Here is a 14305-nt window from a genome sequence, read left to right as displayed (position 1 = left end):
GGCCTGGCCGGCCCGCGTCAGCTCGCGTTCGTCTCGATGACGGCCGCGCGGTCGCCCTTGCTGACCAGTGCCTGGCGCAGGGCGCCGTAGACGTCCTGCGGGGTGACGGGGGTCTTTTCGCCGTTGCCGCGGGTGATGAGGACCCCTTCGAAGGCCTGGCCGTACAGGTTCTCCAGGGCCTTCAGGTCGGGCTTCTCGACGAGCTTGCCGTTGACCGCCTCGACGCGCAGGAACTTCCACAGCGACTTCTCGGGGCTCATGAGCACCGAGTGCGCCGGGTCGGTCTGCACGGTGACCGGGTCCGACATCGCGGGCTCGGCGAACTCCTTCATCATCCGGTCGACCTCGGCCTTGGTGACCTTCGGCTGCTGGGTCGTCGTCGGGACGTTCACCGCGGCGGCGTTGCCGGTCTCCACCTGCGTGCGATACGCGGCGGCGACCACGTCGGCCGCCTTGGCGACGTCGACGCCCTTGCCCGCCTGCGGGTACACCGGGACGGCCTTGCCGGACTTGAAGGTGATCGAGCCCTCCTTGACCGTGCCGGCGCCTCCGGCGGCGTCCTCCAGGGCGGCCTGGAGCTTCTCCTGGTCGACCGGGATCTCCGGCTCGACGACCCGCGACTGGCCGAACAGCGAGCCGATCACGTTGACCGGGTTGTAGTCGCTGGTGGCGGCCTTGCCGACGGTGGCGTCGATGTCGACCTGGAGACCGGCGTTGTCCGGCTGGAGTTCGACGGTCTTGCCGTCGACGGACAGCTTCAGCGGCTTGTCGAGCCGGCCGTCGAGCGCGCCGTCCAGCTTCTTCACGGCCTCGTCGCGGGTGCCGCCGCCGATCTCGACGCCGAGCACCGTGGTGCCCTTGGGCACGTCGGAACGGTTCATCAGCAGCCCCGCGCCGTAGGCGACGCCGGCGACGAGGACGACGCCGGTGGCGAGCAGGACCAGCTTGCTGCGGCCCTTCTTCTTCGGCGCCTTGGCGGAGCCCGCCGGGGGCGGGCTGACCGGCTCGGGCAGCTTGGGCGGGGTGTGCGGGCCGGGGGCGTTCGGGCCCATGCCGGGCGCGTCGAAGGAGGCGCTCGGCGGGATCACGGGGATGCCGCTGGTGACGGTGTGTCCGGAGACGTTGTCGTGGCGCGGGTAGCCGGGGTCGCCGGGCACGGCGGGCTTCTGCGGGGTGAGGATCGCGGTGTCGTCGCTCAGTCCGCCGCCGGGGACCGCGTGCGAGCCGGTGCGCTCCTCCGTGAACGACGTGCCGCCGGGGGGCGGGGCCATCGGGCCGTCGCCGGTGACCGGGCCGCCGGTGGGTCCCGAGGGGGCCGTGGGGACCGGGGGGACCGTGGGTCCGCCGGGGCGCCCGGGTCCGGGCACGCCGGCTCCGGGGCGGGTGCCAGGACCGCCGGGGCCGCCGGGGCCGCGCTGGGGGCCGCCCTTGGCGTCGTCGGTGAAGTACGGCAGGTCGTCGCGGCGCGGTTCGCCGCCGCGGTCGGCGCGGTTGCCGCCGGGAGCGCCGGCCAGCGCCTCGGTCACGTCGAAGGAGCCGGTGCCGCCGCCGTGTCCGGGAGCCACGGGTCCGCCGGTCGCACCGGTCGCGCCGGTGGGTCCTGGAGCCTTGGGCCCGCCGGGGCGAGGTCCACCGGGCGCGCCCATGGAGCCGACCACGCCGCCGGGACGTCCGGCGCCGGGACGGGCGCCGTTCGGGGCGGACGGGCCACCCTGCCCCTTGGTCGCACCCGGCGCGGCGCCCGACGGGCCGCCGGCGGGCGCACCGGGTGCGGCGCCGGAGGACGGGCCGCCGGGCGCGCCGGAAGTGCCGGGCGCGGCCGTGCCGTTGGCGGCGCCGCCGGCCTGACCGGGCTTGCCGGCCCCGGACTTGCGGGGCGCGAACCAGTCGCTGGCCGGGGGCTTCTCCTCGGCGGCGGAGCGGTCGGCCGTCTCGGGCCGGGCGGGCCGCGCGGGCGGCTCGGCCGGGGCGGCGGCAGGGGCGGCGGGAGCGGACGGGGCGGCTGCCTCGGCGTCGCCGGCGGCCTTCTTGCCCTCCGCGTCCGTGACGGGCTTGCGCACGACGACCGGCGGAATCGGCCGCGACCCGGGGATGTTGATCCGGATCCGGGTCGTCAGCGTGGTCTCGGTCTTGCGTTCCTCCGGCCGCGCGGCCGGACGGCCCGCGTCCGTGCCCGCGTCCGGAATCGCCGGGATCCCGTAGGGCGGCGTGCCCGACGGGTAGGCGGCTCCGCCGCGCCCGTCGGGCCCGGAGGACGGAGTGTCAGTTTCACGACTCAAGGCAGGTTCTCCCGGTTGGCTCCGCCGCCCGTCACGACCTCACGGTGGGGGTCCTCCCAGCTCGGGCGAGGCCGAGGGTTCGCGGGAGGCTCGGCGGCGCGCACCACCTTACTGGCCCGGTCCGGCCCGTATCCCAGTACCGCCGGGGAAACCCACACCGGACCATCACGCCCCTGGCACGGCGAAGTGGTACGTCACTTGCGAAGTCGGGCGGCGGCCCCGTCCGGTTGCCGCCCCGAGCCGAAGGTGGCGCAGATCACAGCCACGGCGATGCCGCCGAGCAGGAAGAGGTAGGAGCCGCTGCCCGCGGCGAACAGGAAGTCGCCCTCCGGACGGCTGACCGTGAGCAGCACGACGGTGATCGTCCACCCGGCGGCGACGGCGATGCCGCCGGACCGGCCGCGGGTCAGCCGGGCCGCCCCGAGCACCGTGCCGGCCTCGCCGGCCAGGGCGAGCAGCAGCCCGCCGGGGAACCACGCGGGCTGGACCAGCGCCCCGGCGACGCCCACCAGGGCGCCGAGCACCAGCAGGCCGAGCAGGGCGGCGGCGCGCCCCGGGGACGGCGGACGCAGCGGCTGCGCGATGGCGGGCACGCGGTCGCCGCTCACGACGCCTCCCCCGCGCCGGGGCCGCCGAGGCCGGCGAACAGGTCGTCCTCCCGGCCGGCGGGCCGCTCGCCGCGCACCAGCTCGTAGTACTCGGTGGTGAACAGCGGCTGCGCCAGCTCGTTGGACAGGACGAAGTACGGCTGGTCGGCGACGGTGATCTGGGTGGCGTGGGCGCGCATCGCGGCGGCCTTCGCGCCGGCGTACGCGGTGCCGTCGACGGCGGTGGTGACCCGCTCGTCGCCGACCACGCCGGGGACGTCCTGCACCGAGGCGGACTTGTCGAAGGGCAGGTCGGGCAGGTCGCGCTCCAGCCGGGCGAACGCCTCCTCGGCCACGGAGCGCGGGACGCGGTTCCAGTAGACCTTGGGCACGTCCCATCCGCCCTCGGCGGCCAGTTCCACGGCGCGCATGGCGACGCGGTGGGCCTGGATGTGGTCGGGGTGCCCGTAGCCGCCGTCGTCGTCGTACGTGACCAGCACCTGGGGGCGCACCTCGAGGACGACCTCGGCGAGCAGTCCGGCGGCCTGGTCGACGTCGGCCTGCCAGAAGCAGCCGGGGTCGTCGTTGTCGGGCAGGCCCATCATCCCGGAGTCGCAGTACCGCCCAACCCCGCCGAGCAGCCGGACGTCGCTGACGCCGAGCGCCGTCATGGCCTCCCGCAGCTCCCCCAGCCGGTGGCCGCCGAGGGCGGCGCCGCTCAGGTGCCGCAGCTCGGGCGGGATGACCTCGCCGCGCTCACCGAGGGTGCAGGTGACCAGCGTCACGTGGGCGCCCTCGGCCGCGTAGCGCGCCATGGTCGCGCCGTTGTTGATCGACTCGTCGTCCGGGTGCGCGTGCACCAGCATCAGACGCCGCTCGGGCAGTTCCGTCATGGGCTCCAGCCTATGTGGCTTCCCCTGGGGCTTCCTCGTCGCGGTAGCGCGGCAGACCGTCCGTGGGGATGGTCCACTCGCCGATGGTGACGTCCTCGCCGTAGACGAAGTCCTTGCGGGTGGCGTAGCGGGGGCCGTCGGGCGTGGAGTGGATGTCCGTGAAGACGGCGCCGGTGCCGGTGCGGGGGTCGAAGATGACGTAGACCGGGATGCCGAGCAACGCGTAATCGCGCATCTTGCCCACCCAGTCGTTCTCCGGATTGGACCGGGAGACGACCTCGATGGCGGCGCGGACCGTACGAGGATCGATGGATCCTTCGACGTCGAGATCCTCCCAGGCGATCACCATCACGTCCGGGTGCCGCATGATGCCCTCGGGCTCGCCCTCCACGTCGGGAGTGCCGTTGTGAGCCAGCAACTCGTCCGGCATGATCCTTTCCAGACGGCGGCTGACGTGCGCGGCCGTGACCTCGTGCGGGCCCCCCGGCGACATCATGTCGTGCACAATCCCTTCCTTGGTGACTTCGAATTTCCCGGGGAGGGTGTCGTCGAGCGATTGCACGACGTCCCTCATGGCCCGGTAGTGGGGCGAACTGTCGCGCCGAGCGTCGTCGGGTGCGATGGTCATGGCGCTCGCTCCTCGTGGTCTGTGCCCAGGGGCAAGGATCGTCACGTTCATGCTAGGCGGCGTCCTGGTCGTCGGTTCGGCAGTCGCGGCAGCGGCCGGGGGCGGGCGCGCGGAAGGCGCGTTCGCAGCCGTCGCACGTCTGCAGCGGGTCCCGGGCGGGCGGTGGGGCGTCCGGGCGCGGGCGTGCCGGGGGTACGGGCGGGAGCCGGTCGGCGAGGCGGTGCGCCAGGAGGGCGGCCGGGCGGCGCAGCCCTTCGGGTGGCAGGTCGGCGGTCAGGGCATGCCGTACGGCGGCCGGGGTGGCCTCCCGCTCCAGCCAGGCGGCGACACCGGGCGCCAGGTGGGCCGTGTCGGACGCCGACCATCGTCACCGCAGCGCGAAGAGTCGCGCTGCGGTGGGCATTTCCCCGAATTTCGTGACTCCGCGTGGCCGAACCGCCGTACCGTGATGTGTGATCACAGCACTGCGGAGAGTGACCACGGAGGGGTGTGCGCATGTCGGTGAACGGTGAGGCGGTTCGGGTCGGTCCTCGGACGGACCAGGCGGACGAGCCGGGCTGGGAGGTGGACCCGGACGACGACTGGGCGCTGGCCGTGGTGGCCACCGTGGGACGGCAGTTGAAGCTGCGGCGCGAGGCCGCGGGCATGCGGGCGGCCGAGTTCGGGGTCGCCGTCGGGTACGGGGAGGACCTCGTCTACAAGATCGAGGGCGGCAGGCGGATCCCCCGCCCCGAGTACCTGGACCGCGCGGACGAGGTTCTGGGCGCGGGCGGTCTCGTCTCCGCGATGAAGGAGGACGTGAGGAAGGTCCGGTACCCGAAGAAGGTGCGGGATCTCGCGCAGATGGAGGCGCGGGCGGTCGAGCTTCAGCTCTACGATCCCGTCAACATCCACGGCCTGTTGCAGACGCCCGCATAAGCCCGTGCGCTGTTCCGCATGCGGCGGCCCCGGTACACGGAGGACGAGATCGAGCGCGGTGTGGCCGCCCGTACCGCCCGTAAGGCCGTCTTCGACCGCGACTCGGCGCCCGAGCTCAGCTTCGTGCAGGACGAGTGGACGCTCCGACGACGCCTCGGCGGCGGCGGCATCATCCGCGAGCAGCTCGAACACCTGCTGGCATTGGCGCACTTGCCCAACGTCGAGATCCAGGTGATGCCGATGGACCGCGAGGAGCACGCCGGGGTGGACGGCGGGATCGAGGTGTTGAAGTTCGAGGACGGGTCAGCGGTCGGCCGCTCACCGGCAGTCGAAGGCGGCCGTCCGGTCACCCATCCTCGACAACTTCGTATCCTGGAACTGCGCTACGGCATCATCCGGGCGCAGGCGCTCACGCCATGTGAGTCGATCGCCTTCGTCAAGCGGCTGTTGGGGGAGACATGACCCGCGACCTGGAATGGTATAAGAGCAGCTACAGCAGCGGAGCTGAGACCGACTCCTGCGTCGAGATCGCCGCCACCCCCGCCACCATTCACGTCCGCGACTCCAAGGACACCGACGGCCCCCGTCTCGCCTTCGCCCCGACCGCATGGGCCGGCTTCCTTCCGTTCGCGGCCGGAGACTGACCCGGCGGCGGAGGCCGGCCACCAAGGGAGACGTGATGAGCGAAGTGGTGTGGCGCAAGAGCAGCTACAGCAGCGGCAGTGAGGGCGACTCCTGCGTCGAGATCGCCGCCACCCCCGCCACCATTCACGTCCGCGACTCCAAGGACACCGACGGCCCCCGTCTCGCCTTCGCCCCGGCCGCGTGGGCCGGGTTCCTTCCCTACGTCGCCGGCGCCACCGCGCCCTTCACGCCGCGTCCCTGATGCTCGGGAACGGCTGATCCGCCTCCAGTTCGAAGGCCAGCTCCAGCAGCGTGCGCTCCGCGCCCGGGCGGCCGGAGAACATCACGCCGATCGGGAGGCCGTCCGGGGTCGTCGTCGGGGCCGGGAGGGAGAGGGACGGGGTGCCGACGACGTTGTTGACCGGGGTGAACGCCACGTAGGCGAGGATGCGTTCGATCAGCGTCGCGTACGGGACGGACGGGGCGAGGTGGCCCAGCGGCGGGGTGGTGTGGGCCAGGACCGGGGACAGGATGAGGTCCAGGCCCCGGAACGCCGCCGCGTAGGCCTCCCGCGTGCGCTTCAGACGCCGCAACACCCCCGGCGTGCGGCGCCAGTTGGCCGCGTACGTGGCGCGCAGGCCGCGGCTCAGGCCGTCCATGCGGTGGCGGTCGAACTCCGCGCCCATGGTGCGGCCCGTCGCGCCGATGAGGAACGACAGCAGGCCCCAGTAGTTCAGGAAGTCCTCGGTGAAGCGCGGGTCGACGTTCAGCTCCACCGGGGTCACCGTGTGGCCCAGCCGCTCCAGCCGCCGGGCCGTGTCCGTGACGGCCGTGCGGGTGGCCTCGTCGGTGCGGACGCCGTTCGGGGAGTCCACGAGCAGCCCGATCCGCAGCCGGCGCTCGCCGGGGCGTTCGACCAGGCCGAGGGCGGGCAGCTTCGGGTTGCGGTGGTGCAGTTCCGCCGCGGCGAGGAACGCCGCGCTGTCCCGCACCGTACGGCTCACGATGCCGTCGACCACGACGTCGATGGGCAGTTGGCGGCCCTGCGCGTTGGGCACCACGCGGCCGCGGGTCGGCTTGAGGCCGACGAGGCCGCACGCGGCGGCCGGGATACGGATGGAGCCGCCGCCGTCGTTGGCGTGCGCGACCGGCACGGCGCCGGCGGCGACCAGGGCCGCGCTGCCGCCGGAGGAACCGCCCGCGGAATGGGCCGTGTTCCATGGGTTGCGGACCGGCGGGCCCTCCTCGAACTCCGTGCTGGGGCTGAAGCCGAACTCGGGCAGCCGCGTCTTGCCGAGCACGGTCACGCCGGTGCTCAGCAGCTGGCGGGTGAACGGGGCGTGCCGCCGGGCCGGGCGCGGCACGAACGCGGCGCTGCCGTGGCCCGTGGGCAGGCCCGCGTAGTCGGTGTTGTCCTTCACGAAGGTCGGCACCCCGGCGAACGCGCCGCCGCCGCCACCGTGGTGGGCCGGTTCGTCCAGGCGCACCTGGACGGCGTCCAGCAGGGCGTCGGCGTCCCGGACGCGGGCCGCCGCGTCCCGGGCGGCCTCGGCGGCGCTGACCTCGCCCCGCCGTATCGCCGCGGCGAGACCGACCGCGTCCAGGTCACCCAGGGCGTCGTCACGGAAGACGTGCACCCTGGTCCGCACCTGGTCGCGTCCCTGGCTCTGTTCCTCGGAAGTCGTCACCGTCGGCTCCGCCCTGCGCGCGTGAATGCTGGCCCGCACATCATGGCTTACCGACGGGTAACACGCGAGAGGCCGGCGCCGGCCGCGCTCAGAAGTTGAGGCTGCCGATCATCCCCGCGATGTTGGAGGTGACTTCGTTGATCGTGGGCGCGATCGTCGACGAGGCCAGGTAGAAGCCGAGCAGCATGCACACGATCGCGTGTCCTGCCTTCAGACCCGACTTCTTGATCAGCAGGAAGACGATGATCGCCAGCAGCACCACCGCCGAAATCGAGAGTGCCACGGCGGCTCACCTCCAAGGATCCCAGGGGCGCGGGGGTCAGGAATATGGGGGCAGTACGTCCACACAGCGGGTAGCAGGTTCATACCCACTATGCGCTAACGATCATAACTATCCGTACGTGCGCATCGATCGGCGCACGGCCGCACAAGGGGGCGCATGGCCAATATGGTCAGGGCATGACGACCGAGACGGACTCCTTCCCCCGGCGGCACGCCCGCACCCTCCGCTTCACCCTCGGCGCGCCGCGTTCGTTCAGCGTGGCGCCCGACGGCTCACGTGTCGCGTTCCTCCGCTCAGGCTCCGGTACGGACCGGGCCAACGCCCTCTGGGTGCTGGACACGGACGGGGGCGGGGAGCGCGTGGCAGCCGACCCGCGCGCCCTCCTGGGCGGTGCGTCCGAGCAGCTCTCCGCCGAGGAGCGGGCGCGGCGCGAACGCAGCCGTGAGGGGGGCGCCGGCATCGTCGGCTACGCCACCGACGCGGCGGTCGAGCTGGCGGCTTTCGCCTTGTCAGGGCGGCTTTTCACGGCCGAGCTGAGGGCCGGCACGGCGCGCGAACTCCGCACACCGGGACCGGTGATCGACCCCCGCCCGTCGCCCGACGGACGGCATGTCGCGTACGTCGCCCAGGGCGCCCTGCGGGTGGTCTCGGCGGAGGGGGCGGACGACCGCGCGCTCACCACCCCCGAGGGGGAGGACGTCGCCTACGGTCTGGCCGAGTTCGTCGCGGCCGAGGAGATGAGCCGTTCGCGCGGCTTCTGGTGGTCCCCGGAGTCGGACCGGCTGCTGGTGGCGCGGGTGGACGACACGCCGGTGCGGCGGTGGTGGATCTCCGACCCGGCCCACCCGGAACGTGAGCCGCACCACGTCCGCTACCCGGCGGCCGGCACCCCGAACGCGGACGTACGGCTGTTCGTCGTGGACCTCGCCGGGGCGCGCACGGAGGTCTCCTGGGACCGGGCGCGGTACCCGTATCTGGCGCGAGTGCACTGGTCAGCGGCGGGTGCCCCGCTGCTGCTCGTACAGGCGCGCGACCAGCGGGCGCAGCTGATCCTGGCCGTCGACCCGGACACCGGGGCGACCCGGATGGTGCACGCCGACGAAGATCCGGATTGGCTGGAACTTTTCCCCGGTGTGCCCTGCTGGAGCCCCTCGGGACAGCTGGTCCGGATCGCCGACGAGGGGGGCGCCCGGCGCCTCGCCGTGGGTGAACGACCGCTCACCGGGCCGCAGTTGCACATCCGTGCGGTGCTCGACGTCTCGGACGACGACGTGCTGGTCTCGGCGTCGGCAGGCGCGGAGGCGGCCGCTCCGGAAATCGGCGAGGTGCACGTCTACCGGGTGAACGAACTGGGCGTGGAGCGCGTCTCGGAGGAGCCCGGCGTGCACACCGCGGTGCGCTCCGGAGGGGTCACGGTGCTGGTCTCGGCGACCCTGGACCGGCCAGGTTCGCGGGTGCGGGTGCTCCGTGACGGGAAACAGACGGCGACTGTCCCCTCGTACGCCGAAGACCCCGGTTTGTCCCCCCGCGTGACGCTGACACAGGGGGGCGCACGCCGCATCCCGTGCGCCGTGCTTATGCCTCGGGACTACGCCGGTGACATCCCTCTGCCGGTGCTCATGGACCCCTACGGCGGTCCGCACGGCCAGCGGGTCGTGGCCGCCCGTAACCCGTACCTGACCTCGCAATGGTTCGCCGACCAGGGCTTCGCGGTGGTCGTCGCCGACGGGCGCGGCACCCCCGGACACTCCCCCGCCTGGGAGAAGTCCGTCAAGGACGACATCGCGGCCGTCGTCCTCCAGGACCAGGTCGACGCCCTCCACGCGCTGGCCGGCGACTTCCCGCTCGACCTGGACCGGGTGGCGATCCGCGGCTGGTCCTTCGGCGGCTATCTGGCGGCCCTCGCGGCGCTGCGCCGCCCCGACGTGTTCCACGCGGCCGTGGTCGGCGCCCCGGTCACCGACCTGCGCCTGTACGACACCCACTACCAGGAGCGCTACCTCGGGCACCCCGACGAGCAGCCGGAGGTCTACCGCCGCAACTCGCTGATCGACGACGCCGGCCTGGTCGACGCGGCCGGACCGCACCGGCCGATGATGGTCATCCACGGCCTCGCGGACGACAACGTGGTGGTCGCCCACTCCCTCCGGCTGTCCTCCGCCCTGCTGGCGGCCGGCCGCCCACACGAGGTGCTGCCGCTCTCCGGCGTCACGCACATGACGCCCCAGGAGGAGGTCGCCGAGAACCTGCTCCGCCTCCAGCTCGGCTTCCTGCGGCGCGCCCTGTCCCTCCCGGACGCCCCCGCCACGCGTTAACAGCGGGGCAACTCCCCGGAAGCGGTACCGATATACGGACAGGGCACGCTGGTCAGCGTACGGCCGTGCGGGTGCCGTGAGCGGGCCGGGGTGCGTCATGGCATCCCGGCCCGTGCCCCGTTCAGGGCCGACGTGCCCTCACCCCGGCCCGCGCCCCGTTCCACACCGAGGCGCCCTCACCCGCGCCCCTCCTCCGCCGGCACCACCTGCTTCTCCTCCGCGAAGTGGCACGCCGAGTCGTGCGCGGCCGGCCCCCCGGCCTCCGCGAACCACGGCGGCACCGCCAGCGCCGGCACCTCCACCGCGCACTTCTCCCGCGCCTTCCAGCAGCGGGTGCGGAAGCGGCAGCCGGAGGGGACGTTCGTCGGCGACGGCACGTCCCCGGTCAGCACGATCCGCTCCCGGTGCTCCCGCGCCCGGGGGTCCGGGACGGGCACCGCGGAGAGCAGCGCCTGCGTGTAGGGATGGGTGGGGTGGTCGTAGATCTCGGTGTCCGTGCCGGTCTCCACGATCCGGCCGAGGTACATCACCCCGATCCGGTCGGAGATGTGCCGGACGATCGACAGGTCGTGCGCGATGAAGACGTAGGACAGGTCGAACTCGCTCTGGAGCCGGTCCATCAGGTTGATCACCTGTGCCTGCACCGACACGTCCAGCGCGGACACCGGCTCGTCGGCGACGATCACCTCGGGGCGCAGCGCCAGCCCGCGCGCGATGCCGATGCGCTGCCGCTGGCCGCCGGAGAACTGGTGCGGATAGCGGTTGATGTACTCCGGGTTGAGGCCCACGACGTCCAGCAGCTCCTGCACCCGGCGCCGCCGGTCCCCCTTCGGCGCCACCTCGGGGTGGATGTCGTACGGCTCCCCGATGATGTCGCCCACCGTCATCCGGGGGTTGAGGGAGGTGTACGGGTCCTGGAAGACCATCTGGATGTTGCGGCGCACCGCCTTGAGCGCCCTGCCGGACAGCCGCGTGATGTCCTCGCCCTTCCAGCGGATCGAACCGGCCGTCGGCCGCTCCAGGTTGACCAGCATCTTCGCGACCGTCGACTTGCCGCAGCCGGACTCCCCCACGATGCCCAGCGTCTCGCCCCGGTCCAGGCGGAAGTCCACGCCGTCGACCGCCTTCACGGCCCCGACGTGCTTGCGGAAGACGATGCCCCGGGTCAGCGGATAGTGCTTGACCAGGCCGCTGACCTCCAGGATCGGCTCAGCCATCCAGGCACTCCCTCCAGAAGTGGCAGGCGCTCCCGCGCGTGCCGGAGACCTCGTACAGCGGCGGGTCGTCGGTCGTGCACACGTCCCGCGCCAGCGGGCAGCGCGGGTGGAAGGGGCAGCCCGGCGGGATGCGGGTGAGGTTGGGCGGCAGCCCCTTGATGGCGTACAGCTCCCGGCCCTTGTGGTCCAGGCGCGGGATGGAGTCCAGCAGGCCCCGGGTGTACGGGTGCGCCGGGGCCTTGTAGATGTCGTGCACCGGCGCCGACTCCACGATCCGGCCCGCGTACATCACCGCGATGCGGTCGGCGACGTCGGCGACCACGCCCAGGTCGTGGGTGATGAGGATGAGCCCCATCCGGTACTCCCGCTGGAGCTCCGCGAGCAGCTCCATCACCTGGGCCTGGACGGTGACGTCGAGGGCGGTGGTCGGCTCGTCGGCGATGATCAGCGCCGGCTCCAGGGCGATCGCCATCGCGATCATGATGCGCTGGCGCATGCCGCCGGAGAACTGGTGCGGATACTGCCTGACCCGCTCCCGCGCGGCCGGGATGCGCACCCGGTCCATCAGCTCGACCGCCTTGGCCCGCGCGTCCTTGCGGGACATGCCCCGGTGCACGGTGAACATCTCGGCGAGCTGGTCGCCGACGGTGAGCACCGGGTTGAGGGAGGACAGCGCGTCCTGGAAGACCATCGCCATCTCCGCGCCCCGGATCCGCCGGCGCTCGTCCTCCTTGAGCTTCAGCAGGTCCCGGCCCTGGAAGACCACCTCGCCGCCGGTGATCCGGCCGGGCGGGGTGTCGAGGATGCCCATGACGGCCTGCGCGGTCACCGACTTGCCGGAGCCCGACTCGCCCAGCACCGCCAGCGTCTCCCCCTCGTCCACGCCGTAGGTGACCCCGTTGACGGCCTTGGCCACACCGTCCCGGGTACGGAACTCCACGTGCAGGTCGCGCACTTCGAGCAGCACCGTGGCTCACCTCAGCTTCGGGTCGAGGGCGTCGCGCACCGCGTCGCCGAGCATGATGAACGCCAGGACGGTGATCGCCAGCGCCCCGGAGGGCCACAGCAGCGCGTGCGGGGCGTTGCGGATGTAGGGCGAGGCGGAGGAGATGTCGATGCCCCAGGAGACGCTGGGCGGCTTCAGCCCGACACCGAGGTACGACAGGGTCGCCTCCAGCGCGATGTACGTGCCCAGCGCGATGGTCGCGACGACGATGACCGGGGCGACGGCGTTGGGCGCGATGTGCCGCAGCAGCAGCCGGGAGTTGGAGGCGCCGAGCGCCCGCGCGGCCTGCACGTAGTCGTTCTGTTTGGCGGTGATGACGGCGCCGCGGGCGATGCGGGAGATCTGCGGCCAGCCGAGCAGCACGATGAAGCCGATGACCGGCCAGACGGTGTTGCTGGTGATGACGGAGAGCAGCACCAGCCCGCCGAGGACGACCGGGATGGCGAAGAAGACGTCGGTGATCCGGGACAGGACGGCGTCCCAGGCGCCGCCGAAGAACCCGGCGAGCGCCCCCAGCACGCTGCCGAGGACGGCGACCCCGAGGGTGGCGAGCACCCCGACCGCGACGGATGTGCGGGCCCCGTACACGGTCCGGGTGTAGACGTCGCAGCCCTGCCCGTCGAAGCCGAAGGGGTGACCGGGCTGCGAGCCCTCCTGCGCCTTGGACAGGTCGCACTTCAGGGGGGAGCCGGAGGTGATCGCCGACGGCCACAGGGAGATGAAGACCAGGAACAGGATGACCAGCGCGGAGACGAGGAACACCGGGTTGCGGCGCAGGTCCCGCCAGGCGTCCGACCACAGCGACCGCGGCCGCTCCTCCGGTCCCGCGCCGTCCGGCCCTGGCCTCTTCTCCAGGGACTCGGCCTCGTCGACGCCCAGGTCCATGGCGCCGCCCATGCTGGTGCCCGCGATGGCGGCCTGGGGTTCGTGGTGACGGTCAGACATAGCGGATCCTCGGGTCGAGTACGGCGTAGAGGAGGTCGACGACGAGGTTGGCGACGAGGAAGACCAGCACCAGCACGGTGACGAAGCCGACCACCGTCTGCGTGTTCTGCCGCAGGATGCCCTGGTAGAGCTGGTAGCCGACGCCGTGGATGTTGAAGATCCGCTCGGTGACGATCGCCCCGCCCATCAGGAAGCCGATGTCGGCGCCGATGAACGTCACCACGGGGATCAGGGAGTTGCGCAGCAGGTGCCGGACGACGACCCGGCGCCGGGGCAGGCCCTTGGCGACGGCGGTGCGGACGTAGTCGGAGCGGCGGTTCTCCGCGATGGAGGTGCGGGTCAGCCGGGTGACGTAGGCGAGGGAGACCGACGCGAGCACCAGCCCGGGCAGGATCAGCTCGTCGAAGGGCGCCTCGGAGGACACCGAGGGCCGGATCCAGCCCCACTTCACCCCGAGCAGCAGCTGGAGCAGCAGACCGGTGACGAAGGTGGGCACGGAGATCACGACCAGGGTCAGCAGCAGCACCCCGGTGTCCACCGGCCGGCCCCGGCGCAGTCCGGTGACCACGCCGAGGGTGACGCCGATGACGATCTCGAAGAGGATCGCGATCAGCGTGAGCCGAATCGTGACGGGGAACGCCGTCCCCATCAGCTCGGTGACCTCCTGGCCGTTGAAGGCCGTGCCGAAGTCGCCGGTGAAGACGTTCCCCATGTACGTCACGTATTGCTGCCAGACCGGCTTGTCGAGGCCGAACTCCTGCTCCAGGCGGGCGGCCGTCGCCGGGTCGCACTGCCGCTCACCGCACAGGCCCGCGATGGGGTCGCCCATCACGTTGACCATGAGGAAGATCAGCAGCGTGGCCCCGATGAAGACGGGGATCATCTGGAGCAGCCGCCGGACGACGTAGCGCCCCATGACGGA

At 72.6% G+C, this 14305-nt stretch carries 13 protein-coding genes and 2 pseudogenes; 4 read left to right on the top strand and 11 right to left on the bottom strand.

Annotated elements, in window-relative coordinates:
- Nucleotides 1–17: 17 nt before the first annotated feature.
- The 5 genes and pseudogenes from ACFOSY_RS03375 to ACFOSY_RS34160 form a co-directional block, all read right to left on the bottom strand.
- A complete protein-coding gene (locus ACFOSY_RS03375) occupies nt 18–2279 on the bottom strand; it encodes a hypothetical protein (RefSeq protein ID WP_394305199.1) in 2262 nt (753 codons plus the stop codon).
- 194 nt (nt 2280–2473) lie between these two features.
- A complete protein-coding gene (locus tag ACFOSY_RS03370; RefSeq protein WP_394305198.1) occupies nt 2474–2887 on the bottom strand; it encodes a DUF6113 family protein in 414 nt (137 codons plus the stop codon).
- A complete protein-coding gene (gene mshB, locus ACFOSY_RS03365; protein ID WP_394305197.1) occupies nt 2884–3759 on the bottom strand; it encodes an N-acetyl-1-D-myo-inositol-2-amino-2-deoxy-alpha-D-glucopyranoside deacetylase in 876 nt (291 codons plus the stop codon). Before mshB ends, ACFOSY_RS03370 begins: the two co-directional genes overlap by 4 nt.
- A 10-nt stretch (nt 3760–3769) precedes the next feature.
- Nucleotides 3770–4387, bottom strand: coding sequence for a Uma2 family endonuclease (locus ACFOSY_RS03360; protein ID WP_394305196.1), 618 nt, complete (start codon nt 4385–4387; stop codon nt 3770–3772).
- Nucleotides 4388–4439: 52 nt separating this feature from the next.
- Nucleotides 4440–4748, bottom strand: a pseudogene (locus tag ACFOSY_RS34160) (helix-turn-helix domain-containing protein); the annotation flags it as partial.
- Between the two features lie 134 nt (nt 4749–4882).
- Here ACFOSY_RS34160 and ACFOSY_RS03355 point away from each other — a divergent pair.
- The 3 genes and pseudogenes from ACFOSY_RS03355 (at nt 4883) to ACFOSY_RS03345 (ending at nt 6191) form a co-directional block, all read left to right on the top strand.
- Nucleotides 4883–5767: pseudogene (locus tag ACFOSY_RS03355) on the top strand (helix-turn-helix domain-containing protein).
- A complete protein-coding gene (locus ACFOSY_RS03350) occupies nt 5764–5949 on the top strand; it encodes a DUF397 domain-containing protein (RefSeq protein ID WP_394305195.1) in 186 nt (61 codons plus the stop codon). Before ACFOSY_RS03355 ends, ACFOSY_RS03350 begins: the two are co-directional and overlap by 4 nt.
- A gap of 35 nt (nt 5950–5984) precedes the next feature.
- Complete coding sequence (locus ACFOSY_RS03345; RefSeq protein WP_394305194.1) at nt 5985–6191, top strand: DUF397 domain-containing protein; 207 nt, start codon at nt 5985–5987, stop codon at nt 6189–6191.
- On the opposite strand, the gene ACFOSY_RS03340 is transcribed toward ACFOSY_RS03345, so the two are convergent.
- Complete coding sequence (locus ACFOSY_RS03340; protein ID WP_394305193.1) at nt 6175–7617, bottom strand: amidase; 1443 nt, start codon at nt 7615–7617, stop codon at nt 6175–6177. The genes ACFOSY_RS03345 and ACFOSY_RS03340 overlap by 17 nt on opposite strands.
- Before the next feature lie 88 nt (nt 7618–7705).
- The gene (locus tag ACFOSY_RS03335) at nt 7706–7900 is read right to left on the bottom strand and encodes a hypothetical protein (RefSeq protein ID WP_006132006.1); all 195 of its coding nucleotides are present in this window, start codon (nt 7898–7900) and stop codon (nt 7706–7708) included.
- A gap of 176 nt (nt 7901–8076) precedes the next feature.
- Here ACFOSY_RS03335 and ACFOSY_RS03330 point away from each other — a divergent pair, with 176 nt between their 5' ends.
- Nucleotides 8077–10215, top strand: coding sequence for a S9 family peptidase (locus ACFOSY_RS03330; RefSeq protein ID WP_394305192.1), 2139 nt, complete (start codon nt 8077–8079; stop codon nt 10213–10215).
- Nucleotides 10216–10391: 176 nt separating this feature from the next.
- On the opposite strand, the gene ACFOSY_RS03325 is transcribed toward ACFOSY_RS03330, so the two are convergent.
- Genes ACFOSY_RS03325 through ACFOSY_RS03310 form a run of 4 tightly spaced genes read right to left on the bottom strand, consistent with a single transcriptional unit; the run spans nt 10392 to nt 14299 of the window.
- Nucleotides 10392–11432: an ABC transporter ATP-binding protein gene (locus tag ACFOSY_RS03325; RefSeq protein WP_394305191.1), complete on the bottom strand. Its 1041-nt coding sequence runs from the start codon at nt 11430–11432 to the stop codon at nt 10392–10394.
- Nucleotides 11425–12399, bottom strand: coding sequence for an ABC transporter ATP-binding protein (locus ACFOSY_RS03320; RefSeq protein WP_394305190.1), 975 nt, complete (start codon nt 12397–12399; stop codon nt 11425–11427). The genes ACFOSY_RS03325 and ACFOSY_RS03320 overlap by 8 nt, the downstream gene beginning before the upstream one ends.
- Nucleotides 12400–12405: 6 nt before the next feature.
- Nucleotides 12406–13383 (bottom strand): ABC transporter permease, encoded by a 978-nt coding sequence (locus tag ACFOSY_RS03315; RefSeq protein WP_394305189.1) that lies wholly within the window; start codon nt 13381–13383, stop codon nt 12406–12408.
- Nucleotides 13376–14299 (bottom strand): ABC transporter permease, encoded by a 924-nt coding sequence (locus ACFOSY_RS03310; protein ID WP_369158198.1) that lies wholly within the window; start codon nt 14297–14299, stop codon nt 13376–13378. Before ACFOSY_RS03310 ends, ACFOSY_RS03315 begins: the two co-directional genes overlap by 8 nt.
- Nucleotides 14300–14305 lie beyond the last annotated feature (6 nt).

The sequence above is a fragment of the Streptomyces lusitanus genome (assembly GCF_042647945.1).
GTDB classification, from domain to species: Bacteria; Actinomycetota; Actinomycetes; order Streptomycetales; family Streptomycetaceae; genus Streptomyces; species Streptomyces pseudogriseolus.
Note: the sequence above shows the minus strand (reverse complement) of the source record. Positions and strands in the feature narration are given on the sequence as shown.

What these genes read in the sequence shown, in the direction of transcription:
- ACFOSY_RS03345 (WP_394305194.1), top strand. Translation starts at nt 5,985, where the DNA reads ATGAGCGAAGTGGTGTGGCGCAAGAGCAGCTACAGCAGCGGCAGTGAG.
- ACFOSY_RS03310 (WP_369158198.1), bottom strand. Translation starts at nt 14,299, where the DNA reads ATGGGGCGCTACGTCGTCCGGCGGCTGCTCCAGATGATCCCCGTCTTC.
- ACFOSY_RS03315 (WP_394305189.1), bottom strand. Translation starts at nt 13,383, where the DNA reads ATGTCTGACCGTCACCACGAACCCCAGGCCGCCATCGCGGGCACCAGC.
- ACFOSY_RS03350 (WP_394305195.1), top strand. Translation starts at nt 5,764, where the DNA reads ATGACCCGCGACCTGGAATGGTATAAGAGCAGCTACAGCAGCGGAGCT.
- mshB (WP_394305197.1), bottom strand. Translation starts at nt 3,759, where the DNA reads ATGACGGAACTGCCCGAGCGGCGTCTGATGCTGGTGCACGCGCACCCG.
- ACFOSY_RS03360 (WP_394305196.1), bottom strand. Translation starts at nt 4,387, where the DNA reads ATGACCATCGCACCCGACGACGCTCGGCGCGACAGTTCGCCCCACTAC.
- ACFOSY_RS03325 (WP_394305191.1), bottom strand. Translation starts at nt 11,432, where the DNA reads ATGGCTGAGCCGATCCTGGAGGTCAGCGGCCTGGTCAAGCACTATCCG.
- ACFOSY_RS03330 (WP_394305192.1), top strand. Translation starts at nt 8,077, where the DNA reads ATGACGACCGAGACGGACTCCTTCCCCCGGCGGCACGCCCGCACCCTC.